General features: G+C 58.2%; 16 protein-coding genes. 9 read left to right on the top strand and 7 right to left on the bottom strand.

Going from position 1 to position 19,078, the window contains the following annotated elements:
* Window positions 1–31 precede the first annotated feature (31 nt).
* The 6 genes from J8E65_RS11295 to J8E65_RS11320 form a co-directional block, all read right to left on the bottom strand.
* A complete protein-coding gene (locus J8E65_RS11295; RefSeq protein WP_210376127.1) occupies window positions 32–559 on the bottom strand; it encodes a hypothetical protein in 528 nt (175 codons plus the stop codon).
* Window positions 560–574: 15 nt separating this feature from the next.
* Window positions 575–3,370 carry a phosphoenolpyruvate carboxylase gene (gene ppc / locus J8E65_RS11300; RefSeq protein ID WP_210376128.1) on the bottom strand — a complete coding sequence of 932 codons (2,796 nt, stop codon included), beginning with the start codon at window positions 3,368–3,370 and terminating at the stop codon, window positions 575–577.
* On the bottom strand, window positions 3,367–4,218 hold the full coding sequence (locus J8E65_RS11305) for a 2,3,4,5-tetrahydropyridine-2,6-dicarboxylate N-succinyltransferase (protein WP_210376129.1): 852 nt from the start codon (window positions 4,216–4,218) through the stop codon (window positions 3,367–3,369). The genes ppc and J8E65_RS11305 overlap by 4 nt, the downstream gene beginning before the upstream one ends.
* Before the next feature lie 234 nt (window positions 4,219–4,452).
* Complete coding sequence (gene dapA, locus J8E65_RS11310) at window positions 4,453–5,349, bottom strand: 4-hydroxy-tetrahydrodipicolinate synthase (protein ID WP_210376130.1); 897 nt, start codon at window positions 5,347–5,349, stop codon at window positions 4,453–4,455.
* A 4-nt stretch (window positions 5,350–5,353) separates the two neighbouring features.
* Window positions 5,354–6,124, bottom strand: a complete 771-nt coding sequence (gene dapB, locus J8E65_RS11315; RefSeq protein WP_210376131.1) for a 4-hydroxy-tetrahydrodipicolinate reductase — start codon at window positions 6,122–6,124, stop codon at window positions 5,354–5,356.
* Entirely contained in the window at window positions 6,121–8,754 is a 2,634-nt protein-coding gene (locus tag J8E65_RS11320; protein WP_210376132.1) for a bifunctional aspartate kinase/diaminopimelate decarboxylase, read from the bottom strand. The genes dapB and J8E65_RS11320 overlap by 4 nt, the downstream gene beginning before the upstream one ends.
* A gap of 146 nt (window positions 8,755–8,900) precedes the next feature.
* On the opposite strand from J8E65_RS11320, the gene J8E65_RS11325 reads away from it, so the two are divergent.
* The gene (locus tag J8E65_RS11325; RefSeq protein ID WP_210376134.1) at window positions 8,901–9,557 is read left to right on the top strand and encodes a hypothetical protein; all 657 of its coding nucleotides are present in this window, start codon (window positions 8,901–8,903) and stop codon (window positions 9,555–9,557) included.
* On the top strand, window positions 9,554–10,120 hold the full coding sequence (locus J8E65_RS11330) for an endonuclease dU (protein WP_210376136.1): 567 nt from the start codon (window positions 9,554–9,556) through the stop codon (window positions 10,118–10,120). Before J8E65_RS11325 ends, J8E65_RS11330 begins: the two co-directional genes overlap by 4 nt.
* On the opposite strand, the gene J8E65_RS11335 is transcribed toward J8E65_RS11330, so the two are convergent.
* Window positions 10,099–10,941 carry an NAD-dependent protein deacetylase gene (locus J8E65_RS11335; protein ID WP_210376138.1) on the bottom strand — a complete coding sequence of 281 codons (843 nt, stop codon included), beginning with the start codon at window positions 10,939–10,941 and terminating at the stop codon, window positions 10,099–10,101. The two genes, J8E65_RS11330 and J8E65_RS11335, sit on opposite strands and share 22 nt — an antisense overlap.
* 73 nt (window positions 10,942–11,014) lie before the next feature.
* Here J8E65_RS11335 and pdxA point away from each other — a divergent pair, with 73 nt between their 5' ends.
* The 7 genes from pdxA (at window position 11,015) to cas6 (ending at window position 19,077) form a co-directional block, all read left to right on the top strand.
* Complete coding sequence (gene pdxA, locus J8E65_RS11340) at window positions 11,015–12,067, top strand: 4-hydroxythreonine-4-phosphate dehydrogenase PdxA (protein WP_210376140.1); 1,053 nt, start codon at window positions 11,015–11,017, stop codon at window positions 12,065–12,067.
* Entirely contained in the window at window positions 12,064–12,828 is a 765-nt protein-coding gene (locus J8E65_RS11345; RefSeq protein ID WP_210376142.1) for a class I SAM-dependent methyltransferase, read from the top strand. The genes pdxA and J8E65_RS11345 overlap by 4 nt, the downstream gene beginning before the upstream one ends.
* Before the next feature lie 15 nt (window positions 12,829–12,843).
* Window positions 12,844–13,527, top strand: coding sequence for a cell division ATP-binding protein FtsE (locus tag J8E65_RS11350; RefSeq protein ID WP_210376144.1), 684 nt, complete (start codon window positions 12,844–12,846; stop codon window positions 13,525–13,527).
* Between the two features lie 75 nt (window positions 13,528–13,602).
* Window positions 13,603–15,330 (top strand): alanine/glycine:cation symporter family protein, encoded by a 1,728-nt coding sequence (locus J8E65_RS11355; RefSeq protein ID WP_210376146.1) that lies wholly within the window; start codon window positions 13,603–13,605, stop codon window positions 15,328–15,330.
* Complete coding sequence (upp, locus tag J8E65_RS11360; protein ID WP_210376149.1) at window positions 15,327–15,965, top strand: uracil phosphoribosyltransferase; 639 nt, start codon at window positions 15,327–15,329, stop codon at window positions 15,963–15,965. Before J8E65_RS11355 ends, upp begins: the two co-directional genes overlap by 4 nt.
* 2 nt (window positions 15,966–15,967) lie before the next feature.
* Entirely contained in the window at window positions 15,968–17,875 is a 1,908-nt protein-coding gene (locus J8E65_RS11365; protein WP_210376151.1) for a Na+/H+ antiporter NhaC family protein, read from the top strand.
* A gap of 464 nt (window positions 17,876–18,339) precedes the next feature.
* Window positions 18,340–19,077 carry a CRISPR-associated endoribonuclease Cas6 gene (cas6, locus tag J8E65_RS11370; protein WP_210376153.1) on the top strand — a complete coding sequence of 246 codons (738 nt, stop codon included), beginning with the start codon at window positions 18,340–18,342 and terminating at the stop codon, window positions 19,075–19,077.
* The last annotated feature ends 1 nt before the right edge of the window (window position 19,078 follow it).

A 19,078-nucleotide genomic window follows, 5' to 3' on the forward strand; every position in this document is an offset into this window, starting at 1 on the left:
CCCAGAGGCGTTGGTCTGCTTAGGGTTGAGGCTACGGGGGAGTGGTGCTAGAGGTATCCGTTTCGGGTAGACGGACGCGATAGGTGACGGGGATGCCGTAGAGATAACCTACCAGTCCGCCTAGCACCAAGCCAGCACCTACGGTCACGCCAGAAAGCATAACAACGCCAGCTACGGCGATGCCACATCCGAGGCCGTCGTTGCACCCTTTTTCAAGGATGGCGCCCAAAAGTGCGATAGGAGGAGCCAGGCCTATCAGGCCTCCTTCGGCTGCTCCGTGCAGTAAGCCGCTTGTTCCTCGGCGCCGCAATCGAATCCATTCCAACGCTCGAAGTGCATAGCCTCCTTCGGGCGTGTAAAGCGAGTCTGGGGTTAGGCGCAGGTTGCGCGCTTTTAGCGTGTGCCCATCCCGAAAGCGCAACTGGACCGCGCGGCGTGTGCTTATGGTTTCGATTTGGTGATGGGCTTGGGTTAGGCTGCCAGGTACCAAGGTGTAGGTGTGGGTGCAACCCGTGAAGAGGAGACTGAGCAGGCTTATCCCATAAGTCATCTTGCCCATGGTGACTTTCGTGGTTTAGCCTGTACTTTGCATAGCAGCAGCCAATCCGTTGATGCTCAAAAAAAGTGCCCGTCGTAGCGGTTCGCGGTCTGACTCTGGGGCCTGGCGGTAGCGCAGCATGAGCTCTACTTGCAGCAGGTTGAGCACATCGGTGTACGGGTTGCGGAGCATGACAGATTTGCGGATTATCGGATCATGGTCCAGCAGTTCTTCTTGGTCGGTTAGGCGCAAGATGGCTTGGCGTGCACGCTGGAAGTCCTCTTCGATTTGATGGTGGAAAGGTGTCGGGCCGTCGCCTAGTAGCCGGTCGTAGTAGGCGGCAATTTCCAGCCGGGCGCGTACCATTTCGCGCTGGGCATTTTGCAGCACGGTGCGGAAGAACGGCCAACTGCGGTACCAGGTGCGCAGCGTTTCGGCCACTGGTGGTGATGCGCTCAGTAGTTCATGCAGGGCTTGCCCGATGCCGAACCAGCCTGGAATCAGATAGCGGACCTGGGTCCAAGCAAACACCCAAGGAATGGCCCGGAGGTTTTCGAAGTCGACTTCGCGGGCGCTGCGGCGTGAGACAGGCCGCGAAGCGATTGGCAGGCGGCTGATCTGTTCGATGGGTGTAATACGGGTATACCAGTCCCAGAAGCCTGGGGCTTCGATGAGTTGGCGATAAGCCTGCATAGAGCGTATAGCGAGGGTTTCCATAATTTGGCGGCGCTGCGCTACGTCGGTGTCATCGTCAGGAGGTGTGGTGGGCAGGCCGCAGGCACGCAGCATAGCATTGACGATTTGCTCCAGATGGCGATGGGCAATCTCCGGTAGCGCGTATCGAAATGAGATCACCTCGCCCTGTTCGGTAAAACGGATGCGGCCATTGTGCACGACAGCGGGCATCGCCAGAATAGCCTGATTGGCGCGGCCGCCACCGCGTCCGACGGTGCCACCCCGGCCGTGAAACAACCGAAAGTCCACGCCGTGCCGACGGCACACTTCGGCCAGTTGCTCTTGAGCCTGGTGAAGAGCCCAGTTGGCCATCCAGTAGCCGCCATCTTTGGTGCTATCGGAGTAGCCCAGCATGATTTCTTGAAAGCCGCCTCGGGCAGCTACTTGCATGCGATAGATGGGATGGGTCAGAATGGCTTCCAGCCGAGCAGCAGCAGCCTCCAGGTCGTCGATCGTCTCAAACAGGGGTACAAAGTCGATGGGACAGCGCGCGCGATCCCGCTCGTAATGCCACAGGCCTACCTCTTTGGCCAGCAGCATAGGTTCTAGCAGGTCGCTTACGGTATGCGTCATGCTTACGATGTAGCTGCCCACGCTGCGCGGGTCAAGCGCCACTAAGTCGCGGATGACGGCAAAAGTGTCGAGTACTTGGCGGGTGTGCTCGGAAAGCGGAGCAGCCGGGGGCAAAAGCGGTCGGGGATTGCTCAGCTCAGCGGCCAGCAACTCTTGGCGTCGGGATTCGGGTAAAGCGCGGTAGTCGTCGGCCACGCCGGCCAGGCGCAGCAGCTCGGCTACGGCTTCTTCGTGCACGCTGCTATGCTGGCGCACGTCAAGCGTCAGCAAGTGAAATCCAAACGTTTGGGCTAGCACCAGAAGCCGCGTGAGCTGGCCGTGGCGGGCAATGTGGGCAAAGCCGCAGGTTTCCAGGCAGCGCTGCAAAAGGCGCAGGTCTTCGATAAATGCCTCGGCATTGTAAGCAGGGGGTGGGCTTTCGGGACGATCCAAGGCGGTCAGTAGGTTGTGCAAGCGGCCCATCATGTAGGAAATCTTGAGCCGAAACGACTCGTGCCGAAACTGACGCAGCACTTGGGGTGGCAGCTCAACTTCTTGGGCATCGCGTGCCAGCGAGCGGCGCAGCGCTTCTGGAGGTGCCACATACCGGTCCGATAAGCTCAGCCGACGTCGCAGTTGCCGCAGCTCTTCTAGGTAGCGTTGCAGCACCAGTCGGCGTTGCGTGAGTGCTGTCCAACGCGTGATTTCGGGCGTGACGTAAGGGTTCCCATCACGGTCGCTGCCGATCCAGGAGCGGTAGCGCAAAAACGGCCGAAAGTCGACATCCGCCCCATAGTATCGCCGCAATGCTCGGCGCACATCTTCGTAGATGCGGGGCACTGCTTCCCAAATGGTGCTTTGTACAAAGTACAGCCCTTGTTCCACTTCGTCGTGCACCGTAGGTCGCTCTTCCCGCACCTCGGCCGTTGCCAAAAGCAACGCGATCTCGTTGCGCAGTTCAACCAGGAGTGCGGCTTCTTCCTCGGGAGTGAGTTCGCAGCGGCGCTGCTGCGCCAGGAGGTGGGCAATGTGCTGTTGCTTGTAGAGGATGCTTCGACGGCGGGCTTCGGTGGGGTGTGCTGTGAGCGTAGGCTGGATGTCGAGCTTTTCCAGTAGGGCAAGCACCTCGTCTAGGGTGCGTCCCTGCTGCTTGAGCATCAGGACGGCCTCGTCGATCGATTCCGGACGTGGATGCTCTGCAGTGCTTTGCCGCGCCCGGAGTCGGTTAATACGAATGATTTCCTGTTGCTCAGCCTGGTTAACCAGATGGAAAAATGCGGTGTAGGCGCGCAGCAGCCACAGGATGGCGTCGTTGGTGGCGCTGTGGATGCGTGCGAAGGCCTGTTCTCGCAATTCCGGGCGGTTTTCCTGAGCGGCCTGCTTGCACAGCTGCCGGAGGGTTTCGACCAGCTCCAGCATCTCAGCCCCGGCTTCTTCCTGAATTACCTGTCCCAGAAGGCTGCCAAGCAGGTTGACCTGCTCACTAAGCGGCCGGGAGATGCCTGTTCCTTCGACCTCGATTTGTAGGGTAGGGATAAGGCTCATCGCAGACTGTTTTCTAAGGCTGTAGCAGCATTGGTGCGGGCATCACGATACTTGACAATGATCGGAGTGTAGAGCGAAAGCCCATGGTGCTGGCCAAAACTGGACGATACGGCACGTGCTCCAGGTACCACCACCGCATAGGGGGGTACCTCGAGCGGCTCGCCTGGTGCAGGTGCAATCAGGCATTCGTGCACCAGATCGTAGAGTTTGGTTGATCCCGTTAGGATCACCCCTGGTGCCAGTACGGCTCCTTGACGCACTAGGCATCCTTCGTAGATGCCGCAGCCTCCGCCGACAAACACATCGTCTTCGATGATTACTGGGCGTGCACCTACGGGCTCCAGCACGCCGCCAATTTGTACTCCTGCCGAAAGGTGCACACGTTTCCCGATTTGGGCGCAACTGCCCACGAGCACGTGGGAATCGATCATGGAGCCTTCGTCTACATATGCGCCTACGTTGACGTACATAGGCGGCATGCAAACCACACCCGGAGCCAGGTAGGCGCCTGTGCGAATCGCTGAGCCTCCAGGCACCACACGTACCCGATCGGCCAGGGTTAGGGGCTTGAGGGGATAGGTGTCTTTGTCAAAAAACGGAAAGCGCTCGGTCGAATAGTCGACCAGTTGGCCCAATCGAAAGCCCAGTAAAATGCCTTGTTTGACCCAGCTATGCGTTATCCACTGACCGTCATTGGTTGGTGTAGCTGCCCGGATGGTACCTCGGTTGAGCCCGTCGAGCAGTTCATCTAGGGCTGCACGTGCCTCGTCGCGATTTAGCGCTTCCAAGGGCTGGCAGGCCAGCGCCTCAATACGTTGGCGTAGCGTAGCGTAAGTTTCCAAAAGCATAGCTGAGCGTGGGGTTTGCGTTTTGCGCTAGGTTACCCTCCGTCGAGGAAAGGGTTGCTGCCAGATCTCCGACAGGGAAGGATGGGGTGCGTTAGCGCAGCGTTTACACCAGTTCCGACTGGGCTGCTGCAGACGCACTTTTCAATGCAATGCAGCTCCTCTTGAGCAGCCTTATAGCCCGCAGGGTTTGAGGGCACTTTGGGCTGCTTATGTGTTGGGCTGCAGCGCTTGGTTTCAGGCTGGCGTTAAAAAAGCTTCGAAGGCTTCAAGCACGCGTCGCCGGGTGGCTTCGTCGAGCGGTACCAGCGGTAGCCGGACCGTTTCTTCTATTAGGCCCATGGCATGGAGCACAGCCTTAATGGGGATTGGGTTGGTGTCGTAGAAGCAGGCGCGCATAGCGGCCAGCAGTTCAAAGTGGATCCGGCGTGCCTGTTCAAAGTCGCCCTTGAGGCCAGCCCGCACCAGTGCACTAAAGCGCTCGGGCAGCGCGTTGCACACCACCGAAATCACGCCGTCGGCACCCAAGGCCAGAAGTGGGAGCGTCATTTCGTCGTCGCCAGCGTAGACGGCCAGCTTTGGGGGGCGGTGGGCCAGAATGTCGCTGATCTGGGCTAAATTTCCCGACGCCTCCTTGATCCCCACTACGGTGGGGATCTCTTCGGCCAGGCGCAGCACCGTCTCGGCCGTCATGTTGAAGCCTGTGCGGCCAGGGACGTTATAGAGAATGATGGGCGTGTCGACCGCTTCGGCAATGGCCGCAACGTGTGCCCGAAAGCCCGCCTGTGGGGGTTTGTTGTAGTAGGGTCCGACGATAAGCAGGCCGTTGGCTCCAGAACGGGCGGCTTCACGCGAAAAGACCAGGCTTTCGCTGGTCGAGTTGTTGCCCGTGCCGATAATGACGGGCACGCGGCCGTTGACATGCTCTAAGGTGAGGTCTACAATGCGCCGGCGCTCATCAGGCCAGATTGTGGCATTTTCGCCGGTTGTGCCCAGCACCACCAAGGCGTCGACGCCACCTTCGATTTGGCGGTCGATGAGCCGTAGCAGTGCCGCTTCGTCGACCTTGCCATCGGTCGTAAACGGCGTTACTAAGGCCGGCGCCGTTCCGCGGAATAAGGGTTGTGTAGCCATGGCATCAGGAAGGGTTGGTTGCAGGGGATAACGTGTGCTTTAGCCAGTCGTGCAGCATATCATCCAGCGAAAAGAACCCGCGTCGTCCCACAAGCCAGCGTGCAGCCTGCAGGGCTCCTGCGGCAAAACCTTCGCGGCTTGCGGCGCGGTGTTCAAAAATCAGCTCGTCAAATGGACCACAGATGCCTACCGTGTGGCGGCCGAAGACCCGTCCAGCACGCGTTGAGGTCACATGCAGTGCTTCAGAGGCAATGCGCCCATGGACTGTTTCAGGTTCAATGCGCTTTTTGCGCGAAAGTCCTTCGATCACCCGCTGGGCCAGCATCAAGGCAGTGCCGCTAGGGCTGTCGGCCTTCTGCGTGTGGTGTACTTCGTGAATATACACGTCGTAGTCGGGCAAGCGCTCCAGCAAGGGCAGTATGCTTTGGAGCGCATGCTTCAGGAGCGCTACCCCTAAAGAAAAGTTGGGTGCATAGAGCACAGCGGCACCGTGGGTTTCTACCTGTTGCCGGACGGCTTCGAGCTGGTCGTACCAGCCGGTAGTGCCAATTACCGCTGGGATGCGCCAGCGGCAGTAGGCGTCGATGTGCGCCCGCACCACGTGGGGCAACGTAAAATCCAACACTACGTCTGCCCCATGGAGCACAGAGACCTCAGCATCGACAGGCAGCGGAGAGGCTTCATTAAAACGGGCCACGATTTCGTCGCCTTGCCGCTGTGCCAGGGCTTCGATGGCTTGCCCCATGTTGCCGGTGCCAACTAAGGCTAGTTTCATGACGCAACCGTGGTTTGCGTGAAGGTGGGCGTGCTTGGTGCAGCTGTAGCCGAAAGAAAAATTTCACGTGCGGGTTGCCGCCGGTTGTAGTGGGACTGCATCACCGCCCCATAGGCTCCTGCTTGCGCAATCAGTAGCACATCCCCTGGCTGGGTGTCAGGCAAACGGCGGCTGTAGCCCAGCACATCACCGGTTTCGCAAATCGGCCCCACAACGTCTACGGTCTGGGTAGCTGGAGCATCTAAGCGGCTTAGATTCACAATTTCGTGGTAAGCACCGTAGAGTGTGGGACGTATGAGGGAATTCATACCGGTTTCAAGACCGATATAGCGGGCTCCGTTTTTGGTTTTAATCTGCGTGACGCGGGCCAAGAGTACCCCGGCATCGGCAACCAGGAAGCGTCCGGGTTCTAGCCAGAGTTCGTAACGTGGATGCGCTGCTTTAAAGCGCTCGAGATGGCTTTCGACAGCTTCGAGATCTAAACCGGGCACGCCAGTCCGGTCGGCTACCCCAAGGCCGCCCCCTACATCCAAGTAGCGGACCTCCGGAAAGTAGGCCTCGGCCAGCTCAGCCAGAAAAAGGGCAGTTTCAGCCCAGGTTTCCGGCTGCAGGATGCCACTGCCTACATGCGCATGCAGTCCAATGATATGCAGCTGGAGCTGGTTGGCCAGCGTGCATAAACGCTCCGCATCGGCCGGTGCAATGCCAAACTTTGACTGGGCGCCAGCCGTGCGCACGTAGCGATGATGGCCCGCACCTCGGCCTGGATCGAACCGGACCAGCACGGAACGTCCCCGAAACAGCTCGGGCCAGGCTTCTAGGGCCTGCAGGTTGTCGAGCGTCACAAAGATACCCTGTGCAAACGCTTCTTGGTATTCTTCAGCAGCTGCGAAATTGGGCGTAAAGAGCACGCGTTCGGGCGCAAGCGTTGGAAAAAGCTGGCGTAGGTGCTTTAGCTCACCGGGCGAGACGCACTCAAAACCCAGCCCAGCTTCGTAGAAAACGCGCAGCACCTCGGGGTGGTCGTTGGCTTTTAGGGCATAAAACACGCGATCGATGGCCCTTACGGTGCGTAATGCTTCAAGCTGTGCGCTAAGCGTGCCTTCGTCGTACACGTAGCAGGGCGCATGCTGGCGAGCTACTTCGAGGAGTTCCTTTTGACGCCGATGCCACCAGGGTTGCGCAGGGGTGACCGGCGGCTTTGGCGCGAATAGCTCACGCCAGGTAGGACCAAAGAGCGCGTCGGCTTCAAGGCGCCCGAACAGCTCCGCATGCAGGCGACGTACCAGGCGCTCGGCTTGGTCTTCGTCGACCACAAAGCTAAAGTTGAGGTCGCTGGCAGCCTGGGAAATCAAGTAGATGCGATGTTCTCCGAAGACCTCAAAGGCGGGCGCCAATTCGTCGAGCAGCGCTCGGATGTGGCGTCCAACCAAGCTGACCACAGCACAGGGACCGATGGCTCGGGCCTGGCAGTAAGCGCTAAGCGCTTCAAGCAGCGCTTCAAGTTGCGCCGGACCAAGGGCGTTTGCCTGAGGGTCGAGCGATACGGTGACGTTGGTTTCGCTGGTGGCCACCAGGTCGATCGAAAGCCCGTGCCGCTTAAAGACAGCAAACACGTCGGCCAAAAAGCCCACCTGTTGCCACATGCCTACGGTGTCCATAGACACCAGGGTAATGCCTGTCTTGCACGAGATGGCTTTGACGCGAGGGCCAACATCGGGTGCTTCAGCCGATACAATGGTACCTTCAAGCTCGGGATGGTCGGTGCTTTTAACATGCAGCGGAATGCGATAGGCCCGCACGGGCTCTAGACAACGAGGATGGAGTACTTTGGCGCCCGTAGTGGCCAGTTCCTGGGCTTCGTCGTAGTCCAAGTGACGCAGCAGCCGGGCCGAAGGAATCTGACGGGGATTGGCCGTAAACATGCCCGGCACATCGGTCCAAATTTCCAGCCGTTGCGCTTGCAGTTTGGCCGCCAGGTAAGCTGCCGAGGTGTCCGAACCGCCACGGCCCAAAAGCACGGTTTCTCCCCGCCGATTACGCGCAATGAAGCCCTGCGTGAGGATGACGTCAGAAGGCTCTGCCGCCATCCGTTCTTGCAAGGAAGGATCTGGCCCATAGGCACATGTGGCCGAGAGGTAACGGCGGGCTTCGTTGGCGTGCGTTTCCTCAACAGTTTCAAGCAGCTCCCGCACGTCCCACCACCGCGTGCGGAGGCCCATACGATTCAGATAGGCTGCACCCAACGTAGTGGCCATAAGCTCGCCCATGGCCATCACGCGCGCTTGCAGTCGCGGCGTTGCCTCACCTAGCAGCGAGGCGCCCAGTGCAATGCGCTCTAGCTCTTCAAAGTAAGGCTGCAGCAAGGCTTCCGCGTCCAATGCCATGGCTTGGCCCAGTGCCAAATGGGGTTGCCGGATGCTGGCCAACACTTCCGCACCGCGACCGGCTATGGCTTCGCGCAACAACCGCTCCAAGGCATTCGAAATCCCCGAAAGTGCAGAGCAGACCACGACAGGACGCAACCCTTCCGCTAGACGATCCTGAATAATTCGCGCTATGGTTTCCCAGCGCGTGAGCGTCGAAACGCTCGTACCACCAAACTTCAAAACAACCCAACGAGGTGTCATAGATGCTGTGTGCCATTCTTGCCAGTAGGAACCAGCACGTAGCATAATGCACAACGCTTGGGGAGAAAAAGTTTTTTGAAGAAAAAAATCACTCTACAACAAAATTTGTTATATTTAAAACAAAATGAGTTTGTCGCTCAGGACCCATGCGTAAAGTTTCCGAGGCGGTTCAGGCGATTATTGAGGCCAATCCGGCGTTACAGTTTGGGTTGCATCACCGGCTGCTGAATCTGAGCCAGGTAGCACGTTTTATTTGTCCTTTGGTTGAGGCGCGCGTGCACAAGTCGGTGCAGCCTTCGGCGGTGTTGATGAGTTTGTCGCGTTTGCAGCGGCGCTGGGAAAACCAGCAGCCGGCGTTGCAGCGGCGCTTTCGGGTAGACCGGATCAACGTGCAGGGCGGATTGTGTGCGCTAACGCTGCCCAAGCAGCTGGCCACGTTGCGTGAGCTGGCCGAGCTTTTTGGCCGGGTGCAACAAGAAGGGGGGTATCTAACGCTTACCGAGGGGGTAAGCGAGGTGACCGTCATTCTAGAACAGCGGCACATGGCCTTGATTCCCCAAGTATTGCACGTGATTCCCCGAAGGGTGTATCGCAATTTGGCTGGATTGGGCGTGAAGTTTCAGGAAAGGTATCTAGAGACGCCTGGTTTGCTTTACCAGCTTTTGCAGCAGCTCGCCCTGCAAAACATTAACGTTGTGGAAGTGGCCTCGACGACGACAGAGTTCAACATTTACCTGGATGACCGCGACGTGCAGCTAGCGTTTGATTCAATTTACAACCGATTTGTTCGCGAGGTCTCATGACCGCCAGGCGACCTCATGTGCTAGGCATTGATGATGCCCCCTTTCAACGGGGGGAGGATGTAGACGTACCGGTGGTGGGTGTGATGATGGAGGGCGCTACCCTGGTCGAGGGGGTAGCTATTACGCGTTTTCCGATCGATGGGGCTGAGGTAACCACATTTTTAGCGGAATGGATTCAGACACTGCGTTGGCGGCCTTCGCTGCAGGCAGTGGTGCTAGGTGGTATCACGCTGGCCGGGTTGGCCGTAGTGGATTTAGCTGGGCTAGCAGGGCAGCTTGGGTTGCCCGTGCTGGCGGTTACGCGCCACGATACGGCCAATAGTGAGTTGGCGGATGCGCTTCGCGTAGCGGGGCTGCATGACCGCTTGGCCATCCTGGAGCGAACGCCACCGGCGGCCCTCATGGCCCGCGGCTTGTATGTGGCTTGGGCAGGAGCCGATGCGTTTGAAGCCCGTCAGCTTATCCAGTCAACGCTGCACAAGTCCCGGCTTCCCGAGCCGCTGCGCCTTGCGCACCTGATTGGCGCTGCTTTAGTTCGTGGTCAATCTCGGGGAAGGGTATAAGTTAGCCTTTGAGCTAGGCGGGGAAGGAGTTCGCCTGTGCGTCCTTGAAGGCGTAGGCTGGCTAGGGCATCGCCGCGCGTAGGGCCCAAGTTCACGATTGCAATGGGTTTATTTTGGCGAGCTGCTTCCAGCAGAAACCGATAGCCTGAGTAGACCATTAATGAAGAACCTGCTACCAAGAGCATATTGGCTTCGGTTAGCCACTGCTGGGCGATTTCGACGCGCTCGCGCGGTACATGCTCTCCGAAGAACACCACGTCTGGCTTTAGGATGCCACCACAGCGGGGGCAGTTGGGAACCCGAAACGTGTGCGTGAGCGCTTCGGGCAGCTCGGCGTCTCCATCAGGCGCCAATGCCGTTGCCCAGACACTCCAAGTGGGATTCAGGCTTAAGAGTTCTTGCTGAAAAAGCTCGCGATCGATCGTGTAAGCACATGAAAGGCACCTTACCCGTGCCAGGTTGCCATGCAGCTCGAGTACGCGCTGGCTTCCAGCCTTTTGGTGTAAACCATCGACGTTTTGTGTGATCAGCCCGACGAGCAAGCCGCTTTGTTCCAATTGCGCTAAGGCATAGTGGCCGGCATTGGGTTGCGCCTGTGCAAAGCGGCGCCAGCCTACCATGCTTCGCGCCCAATAGCGTGCCCGCGCAGCTGGGTCGGTCACAAACGCTCGGTACTGAATTGGATTGCGGCTGCGACGGCGCGTGCCTTCGCCTCGATAGTCGGGAAGGCCCGATTCGGTACTGCATCCAGCTCCGGTGAGCACAACAATGCGCCCTTTGCTAAGCAGGTCAGCAAGTGCTTGCAGCGTCGCTTCGGGCATTGCGGGATCTCTGGGCAGTCGGTAACCGTTTTGTGTGCGTTAAAATATACATGTGCTAACGGGAGTGCTCCTTATGGGGATAGATACAGGGCGTACACGTTTGCGCATTGCCATCACGCTGGGTGATCCAAACGGCATTGGTCCTGAAATCGTTCTCAAATGCCTGGCCGACACGCGGCTGGTTAAGTTTTTTGATCCCCTGGTAGTAGGCTCGGCCGCTGTGCTTGAAGCCCATGCCCAGGCGATGGATTTGCCGCTGCCGTCGCTGTTGGTTGTGGAGCGCGTACCTGACCTGTGGCCCGAGGGGCAGCTTGTGCTGCTCAATGTTGATGCAGCCTCGTCGCCTAAGGTGCAGTTTGGCAAGGTGACCCCCGAAGGTGGACGGTTGGCCATGAAGGCTGTCGAGCAGGCGGTGCGGCTTTGCCTAGAGGGCCAAGCCGATGCGCTGGTGACGGCACCCATCTCCAAAGAAGCGATCGCTCTGGCGGGCTATACAGACCCCGGCCATACCGAATTTATTGCACGTTTGACCAAGAGCGTGCGCTTCACCATGATGATGGTGGCCGATGGATTGCGTATTGGGTTGGTTACCGGCCACATGCCGCTGGGAGAAGTGCCCAAGCACGTTACGCAGGCGGCGATTTTAGAGAAGGTAGAGATCCTGCATCAAAGCTTGGTTCAAGACTTTGGCATTGATCGGCCTAAAATTGCTGTTCTTGGGCTAAATCCGCATGCAGGGGATGGAGGCGTGCTCGGGCGTGAAGAAACGGAGATCCTCTTACCAGCCATTGCGGCAGCTTGTCGGCAAGGCTATCTGGTGTTTGGACCGTTCCCGGCCGACAGCTTTTTTGGCATTGGGGCCTACCGGCGCTACGATGCTGTACTGGCCATGTACCATGATCAGGGGTTGGTGCCCTTTAAAACGCTGGCTTTCGAAAGCGGCGTCAACTATACAGCTGGACTGCCGATTGTGCGCACCTCGCCTGACCATGGCACAGCCTACAACATTGCCGGCCAAGGCAAGGCCTCACCCGAAAGCATGCGCAGCGCCTTGTATCTTGCCTGGGATATTGCTCGGCGACGCAAGGAGCGCCTTGCGGCTTCGTTTACGACAGCTGCGTCATGAGCAAGACAGTACGCGTGCAAGAAGTGGTCCCCTACAGCTTGCTTGCACGGGGATACGATCGCGTCATGGCCTACGTAGACTACAGCGCTTGGGCCTGCTATGTGCACCGGCTTATCCAACGCTTTTTGCCAGGGGCCTCTAGTCTGCTGGAGCTTGGATGTGGAACGGGCTCGTTGGCACTGGCGCTGCAGCCTATGGGACCGTACCGCTACCATGCTACAGATCGCTCCGCAGCCATGCTTGCTGTAGCCCGCGAAAAGGCTGCCTGCAGCAATAGCCCTGTGGTTTTCACAGAGGCGGATTTTACAAACTACCGCGTAGCTGAGCCGGTCGACGTCGTGCTTTTGCTTTTTGATGGTCTCAACTATGTACTCGAACCTGAGGGGATCTGCGCGCTGCTGCGCTCAACGCATGCCGCACTGCGGCCGGGGGGCTTGTTTATCTTTGACCAAAGCACGCCGGCCAATTCGCTGGGTCGGGAGGCCGACTTCGAAGATGCCGGTGAAACCGAAGCCTTTCGGTACGTGCGACGGAGTCGCTATGACCCCGTGCGCCGCCTGCACACCACCCTTTTCGAGCTGGAGATCGGTGGCCAGCGCTATCGCGAGCGTCACGTGCAGCGCGCCTACACGCAGAGGGAAATCGAAGCCTTGCTCAAAACGCAGGCTTTTCAGATTGAAGCCGCTTATGATAACTTCTCTTACCGTCCGGCTACCGAAACCTCTGAACGGATTCACTGGGTAGTGCGCCGAATATCCTAAACGAAACAGAATGCCGTGATTGTCTTTCGTAATGTGAGCGTCTCGTATCCGCTACCGGACGGTCAGCGCCGCCCGGTTTTTGAACAGCTTTCCTTTGAGATTCGCCGCGGGGAGCACGCCTACTTGATCGGTCCTACAGGCAGCGGCAAAACGACGCTCATGCGGCTGATTTACATGGACCTATTGCCCGAGACCGGTGTCTGCCAAGTAGGGGATTATCGCTCAGACCGCATTAAGCCAGCGGAAATTCCCTACTTGCGCCGCACTTTGGGTGTGGTGTTTCAGGATTTTCAGCTTCTGCCCGATCGCGACGTCTATGAGAACGTTGCTTTTGCACTTTATGTGACGGGAAAGCGGGGCAGTGAAGTCAAAGCGCGCGTGATGCAAGCCTTGGCCCTGGTCGGGCTAGCCCATAAGCGCCGGCGCTATCCGCATGAGCTTTCCGGTGGGGAGCAGCAACGCGTGGTGATTGCACGAGCCATTGTCAACGACCCTTGGATTTTGCTGGCCGATGAGCCGACAGGCAACCTAGATCCACGCGTCTCGGATGAAATCATGGAGCTCTTGCTCAACCTGCACCGGCAGGGTATGACGCTGCTGATGGCTACGCACGACTACCGGCTGGTCAAAAAATACCCTGCCCGCACGCTAGCCATCTTGAACGGCCAACTTGTCGAGGTTGACCCCCAAACCCTCTAAAAGCCCTTCCTTTAACTTCGGAGGGTGTTATATTAGGCCGATATTTTTGCTTGCGACCATAAAAGAAAAGAACCCATGGAGGTTTTGAGCCAAATCATTAGCCAGCTGAACAGCTTTTTGGCGCCGGTTCTAGTTGTGGGGTTGTTAGGCGCTGGGTTGTTTCTGACGTTGCGGTTGCGGTTTATCCAGATTCGCAAGCTGGGCCATGGCTTTGCGGTCACTTCGGGGAAGTACGACGACCCTAATGAGCCTGGGGATGTGCCCCATTTCCAAGCGCTTACAACAGCGCTTTCGGCTACCGTGGGTGTAGGCAACATTGCTGGGGTGGCCATCGCCATTCATGTCGGGGGTCCAGGCGCGCTTTTTTGGATGTGGGTGACCGCCTTTCTAGGGATGGCTACCAAGTACAGCGAGGTGACGCTGGCGCAGCATTTCCGGGTGCCTGTTACGTCGGACGGAAAGGTTTGGGCTGGTTCAGTGGCCGGCGGCCCTATGTATTACATCGAACGTGGACTAGGATGGAAGCCGGTGGCCGTCTTTTTCGCCTTCATGCTCATGCTGACGTCTTTCATGACGGGCAATGCGGTGCAGGCCAATACGATTGCTACCCAGTTTCGCGATACGCTGGGTATCGAAACGTGGATCACGGGGTTGATTACCGCCACGTTGGTTGGCTTGGTTATTATCGGTGGCATTCGGCGCATTGGGGCTGTTACAGGAGTGCTGGCGCCGCTCATGGCCGGGATCTATGTGACGGCCGCATTGGTGATCCTGGTTATTAACTGGGACCAACTGCTGCCTGCTTTTGCGACCATCTTTCGCGAGGCGTTCAATCCTACAGCAGGCGTAGCTGGCACGGGCATGGGGGCGCTGTTGACAACGCTCACCTATGGCGTGCAGCGTGGGCTTTTTTCGAACGAAGCCGGCCAAGGTTCAGCGCCGATTGCGCACTCAGCAGCCAAGACAGATGAGCCTGTCTCGGAAGGTGTAGTGGCCTTGCTAGAGCCGTTCATCGACACGATCGTGATCTGCACGATGACAGGGCTGGTGATCGTCATCACGGGCGTATGGAACGATCGGGTGCCTTCGGCACTGCCGCTGCGTGACGTAAACATCTCGTATGTGGTAGGCGACGACGTGCAGGGCTATCGGCGCGTGGCTACCCCCGAAGCGATCCGTTATGTCGACGGTCGCCCACTTGAAGGCCAGCCCCAACTGGCCTACTTTAGCGTGGGTGTGCCGCGTTTGTTTGTCGACCGAGCCCAAACGCAGCCTTTTACAGGTACGCTCTATCCCCTGCGTGCACAAGCCCAGGGCGACAACGGTCAGCTCTACACCACGCTCTATGGGGACGCGGTCCGTAGCAGCGCACCCCTGACAACCTTGGGCTTTGAGCGTGGACTAGCCGACATTGGGCTTAGCGGCCTTGCCCAGTACATTGTGCTGCTCAGCGTGTTCTTGTTTGCGATTTCTACGTCGATCTCCTGGAGCTATTATGGGGATCGCTGCGCGTACTATCTCTTTGGAACCCGGGGGATTGTACCTTACAAAGTGGTTTATCTCATCATGCATTTTCTGGGAGCAGTTGTCGCGGTAACCACCATTTGGGGCATAGGCGATGTGGCACTGGCGCTAGTAACGCTGCCGAACGTGATCTCGCTGGTAATGCTCTCTGGATTGCTGAAAAAGCTCACCGACAGCTACTTTGAACGTCAGCCCTGGCGCGAAAACTACGAGGTGCACCGGCGGCTGGTCGAAGAGCAGCGCCGCAAAAAGCTCGAAACGCAAGCGCGCAAGCCATGAGTTCGCTTACAATTGTGGATCACCCGCTGCTGCGTCGTGACCTCACGCTTTTGCGCCAGCGCGAGACGCCGCATGGTCAATTTCGCCAGCTCGTTGCGAATGCTGCTGCTATTTTAGCTTATGAGGCGCTGCGCGACCTTGCCACCGAGCCGATCCCCATCGAAACGCCCCTAGAGCCCACCACAGGCTACCGGCTGGCCGAGGAGATCGTGGTGGTCCCCATTTTGCGGGCGGGATTGGGCATGGTAGACGGCTTTGTACGTTTTGTACCGGAAGCGCGTATTGGCCACCTGGGGATGCAGCGCGATGAACGGACAAAGCTGCCGATCGATTATTACCGAAGCATCCCTGGCGGTATCGAAACGGCCCGCGTCTTTGTCGTGGATCCTATGCTAGCCACCGGTGGAAGCGCCATCCAAGCCATCCACCATCTCAAAGCCCAAGGGGCGCGGCGATTCACGTTTGTCTGCCTGATTGCTGCACCAGAGGGCATCCGGGCACTTCAGGAAGTGCACCCCGAGGTACGGATCGTGACGGCTGCTGTTGACCGGGGCCTCGACGCCAACGCGTTTATTCGCCCAGGCCTAGGGGATGCAGGCGACCGCATTTTTGGCACAGGAAGCGAAGCCTTTTAGGTATGAAAAATACGCGTTTACTGCTGCTTGCCGCTGGAGTTTTTTGCGCTACCCGCGCCTTTGGGCAAGTGCACGTGCACGCCCCGAATCCCGTGCTGCAAGGCCTACCCTTCCAGGTTTGGATTGAAGGTGCTGCGCCCGACAGCACGTATTTCCTGCGCGTTGCCGAGCACGCTTACCCCCTGTCTTGGCAAGAGGGCCGTCTTGAGGCCGACAGCGTGCGTGTGTCGCAAAGCGGCCGGGTACCGATTACGGTTTACCAAGGCGATCGGCTGCTGGCGCAGACCGAAGTGCGCGTCTTGCCGGGATGGACTTCGGTGCTGCCCCCGCTTTTGGCCATTCTAATTGCATTGCTTTTCCGACAGGTAATCCCTGCGCTGTTTTTGGGCATCTGGCTGGGCGCTTGGCTAGCCGTTGAACTATCGCTCTACGGACTCTGGCGTGGGCTTTTGGATGCCTTCGACGTCTACGTGCGTCAGGCCTTAGCCAATCCCGACCACGCTGCCATTGTGCTGTTTTCCTTGATGATTGGTGGCCTTGTGGGCATCATTTCCAAAAATGGGGGCATGCGCGGTGTGGTGCAACATTTGGTTCGTTGGGCTAGCAATCCTCGCCGTGGTCAACTGGCCACGTTTTTCCTAGGTCTTTTGATCTTCTTTGACGACTATGCCAACACGCTTGTGGTAGGCAACACGATGCGGCCAGTAACCGACCGGCTCCGCATTTCTCGAGAAAAACTGGCCTATCTGGTTGATACCACAGCGGCGCCGGTAGCCTGCCTGGCCTTTGTAACCACGTGGATCGGCTATGAAGTCGGACTGGTCGGTGCAGCGGTTGCCCAGATTCCAGACTATGATGAAGGGGCGTATTCGATTTTTTTGAACTCGATCCCCTACAGCTTTTATCCCTGGCTAGCGCTCTTGTTTGCCTTAGCGGTTTCTTGGACAGGGCGTGATTTTGGTCCCATGTACCGGGCGGAGCTTCGCGCCCGCACCACAGGTGCCGTTTTGGGTCCTGGTGCCCGCATTGATGAGGCTGCCGCTGAGAGCAAAGATACAGCTCCCAACCCCGATAAGCCTCATCGCGCGCTTAATGCGTTGCTGCCCGTGCTGGTGCTGGTGCTTTCGGTCTTGGGGGGGCTTTACGCAACTGGCGAGGGCACGTCGCTGCGCGAAATCATCGGGAGCGCCGATGCCTACCGCGCCCTTATGTGGGGCTCGCTGCTGAGCGTACTCGTTGCTGCAGCTTTGTCGATCGGCCAGCGTATCCTCTCGCTTACCGAAACGATCGACGCTTGGTACGCAGGCGTAAAGTCGATGCTGTTTGCCATTGTGGTATTGCTTTTGGCTTGGGCGCTATCGGCCACGACCGAAGTGCTGCATACTGCCCAATACCTGGCTTCAGCCTTGAGCACAGCACTTGAGCCTGGTGTAGTGCCGGCATTGGTGTTTGTGCTCGCCGCGGCCACTTCATTTGCTACTGGAACCAGCTGGGGTACGATGGGCATATTGCTGCCTTTGGTAGTACCGCTAGCTTGGCACGTTTTGGCTGCCGATGGCCTGCATACCCAGGCAGAGTACCATCACATTATCTACTCGACGGTATCGGCGGTCTTAGCCGGAGCCGTGTGGGGAGACCACTGCTCGCCCATTTCCGACACCACGATTCTCTCGTCGATGGCTTCCGGCTGCGATCACATTGAGCATGTGCGCACGCAGCTTCCCTATGCGTTTTTTGTCGGGATAGTAGCTGTGCTGCTGGGCACGTTGCCCGCGGGTTTAGGCCTTCCCTGGTGGGCTGCTATGCTGCTGTGCGCACCTGTCACGCTTTTAGGCTTGCGTCTTTTCGGTAAAAAAGTGCCCGATGTTGCAGAGCCGATTGAAGTTTCTGAAACACGTTCTGCTACGTAAATCCTAGGGCCTAAGCCCCATGAAACGGTGGGGTTGCCTCGGATGGCCGCGTTGCTCATGGTTAAGGCAACCTTAGGATAGTCGATTGTCCCGTCACGCTTTAGGAAGAGCTGTTGCCCTTTCGCTCTAGGAAAAAAATTGTCCTTTGAGGTTATACAACAATACCTGTGGGTGTCTTTAGGTGACAGAGAGCGGTCGACCGGGGGACGTCCGCTTTAGGTGCTGCAGATCTGGGAGGTGTAATGGCGGCGTGCTGGCCGTTGCGCGCTGCCTGCAGTTTGGGGTGTCGCCTCGGACGATAGCCAGCGCTAGGATTACCTGCAAGTTCAACCTTGGCTAAAAGTAGCTAAGGGGTGCGTAGGGGCCTAACCGGCAGGGCGGCATTGCCTTTCCGGGAGGTGTATTGGGTTGCCGCGTGTATCTTTGCAACAGTTGAGGCTTTCTGCCACAGAAGCGTGCTAAACATGCGACTGCGGTTGTTACTCTCCCCTGCGCTGGAGCCTATTAGCTTTAGGTATCCTTACCGATTGGCTGGTGTACTGCACCGCTGGCTGGGGCAGAATGCATGGCATGATGGCCTAAGCCTGTACAGCTTTAGTTGGCTTCTGGGCGGCCATATGGAAGGTACGCGGTTAGTTTTTCCCCAAGGTGCGACGTGGTTGTTGAGCTTTTATGATAGGGTTCAAGCAGAACGGGTGGTGGAGGGCATTTTTGCGCGCCCGTATGTATTGGCGGGCATGAAGGTGATGCAGGTGGAGGTGGTGGCGTCGCCTAATTGGGGCGAGCGCGCGCGGTTGCAGGTGTTAACCCCCGTAGTGGTGCGGCGAACGCGTCCGGATGGTGGTCGGGAATATCTCATTTGGGATCATCCCGCTGCCGATGAGGCACTCACGCGGGTTTTTCGGCGCAAATTGGAAGCGGCTGGCCTAGGGCATTTGGCCTCCAGCGCGACGATGCGCTTCGACCGGCACTACGTGCGCGCGCGAACAAAGCTTGTTTGCATTAAGGGTATCCATCATCGCGGGAGCCTGTGTCCGGTCATTGTTGAGGGTCCCCCAGAGGCGGTGCACTTTGCCTGGCTGGTTGGTGCAGGTGAGCTCACCGGTTGCGGCTTTGGCGCACTGGGCGATATCGTCTCCTCGAAAGCAAAACGCGCTGCTGGTATGGGGTCGCCTACCAGACGCGCTAAAAGCCAGACGTAGG

The sequence above is a fragment of the Rhodothermus bifroesti genome (assembly GCF_017908595.1).
GTDB lineage: Bacteria > Bacteroidota > Rhodothermia > Rhodothermales > Rhodothermaceae > Rhodothermus > Rhodothermus bifroesti.

Excerpts from the sequence above, each read along its gene's own strand:
- J8E65_RS11305 (WP_210376129.1), bottom strand. The coding sequence starts at position 4,218 with ATGCTTTTGGAAACTTACGCTACGCTACGCCAACGTATTGAGGCGCTG.
- J8E65_RS11335 (WP_210376138.1), bottom strand. The coding sequence starts at position 10,941 with ATGCCCGAAGCGACGCTGCAAGCACTTGCTGACCTGCTTAGCAAAGGG.
- J8E65_RS11365 (WP_210376151.1), top strand. The coding sequence starts at position 15,968 with ATGAAAAATACGCGTTTACTGCTGCTTGCCGCTGGAGTTTTTTGCGCT.
- upp (WP_210376149.1), top strand. The coding sequence starts at position 15,327 with ATGAGTTCGCTTACAATTGTGGATCACCCGCTGCTGCGTCGTGACCTC.
- dapA (WP_210376130.1), bottom strand. The coding sequence starts at position 5,349 with ATGGCTACACAACCCTTATTCCGCGGAACGGCGCCGGCCTTAGTAACG.
- cas6 (WP_210376153.1), top strand. The coding sequence starts at position 18,340 with ATGCGACTGCGGTTGTTACTCTCCCCTGCGCTGGAGCCTATTAGCTTT.
- J8E65_RS11325 (WP_210376134.1), top strand. The coding sequence starts at position 8,901 with ATGCGTAAAGTTTCCGAGGCGGTTCAGGCGATTATTGAGGCCAATCCG.
- J8E65_RS11320 (WP_210376132.1), bottom strand. The coding sequence starts at position 8,754 with ATGACACCTCGTTGGGTTGTTTTGAAGTTTGGTGGTACGAGCGTTTCG.
- pdxA (WP_210376140.1), top strand. The coding sequence starts at position 11,015 with ATGGGGATAGATACAGGGCGTACACGTTTGCGCATTGCCATCACGCTG.
- J8E65_RS11330 (WP_210376136.1), top strand. The coding sequence starts at position 9,554 with ATGACCGCCAGGCGACCTCATGTGCTAGGCATTGATGATGCCCCCTTT.
- J8E65_RS11355 (WP_210376146.1), top strand. The coding sequence starts at position 13,603 with ATGGAGGTTTTGAGCCAAATCATTAGCCAGCTGAACAGCTTTTTGGCG.
- J8E65_RS11345 (WP_210376142.1), top strand. The coding sequence starts at position 12,064 with ATGAGCAAGACAGTACGCGTGCAAGAAGTGGTCCCCTACAGCTTGCTT.
- J8E65_RS11295 (WP_210376127.1), bottom strand. The coding sequence starts at position 559 with ATGGGCAAGATGACTTATGGGATAAGCCTGCTCAGTCTCCTCTTCACG.
- ppc (WP_210376128.1), bottom strand. The coding sequence starts at position 3,370 with ATGAGCCTTATCCCTACCCTACAAATCGAGGTCGAAGGAACAGGCATC.
- dapB (WP_210376131.1), bottom strand. The coding sequence starts at position 6,124 with ATGAAACTAGCCTTAGTTGGCACCGGCAACATGGGGCAAGCCATCGAA.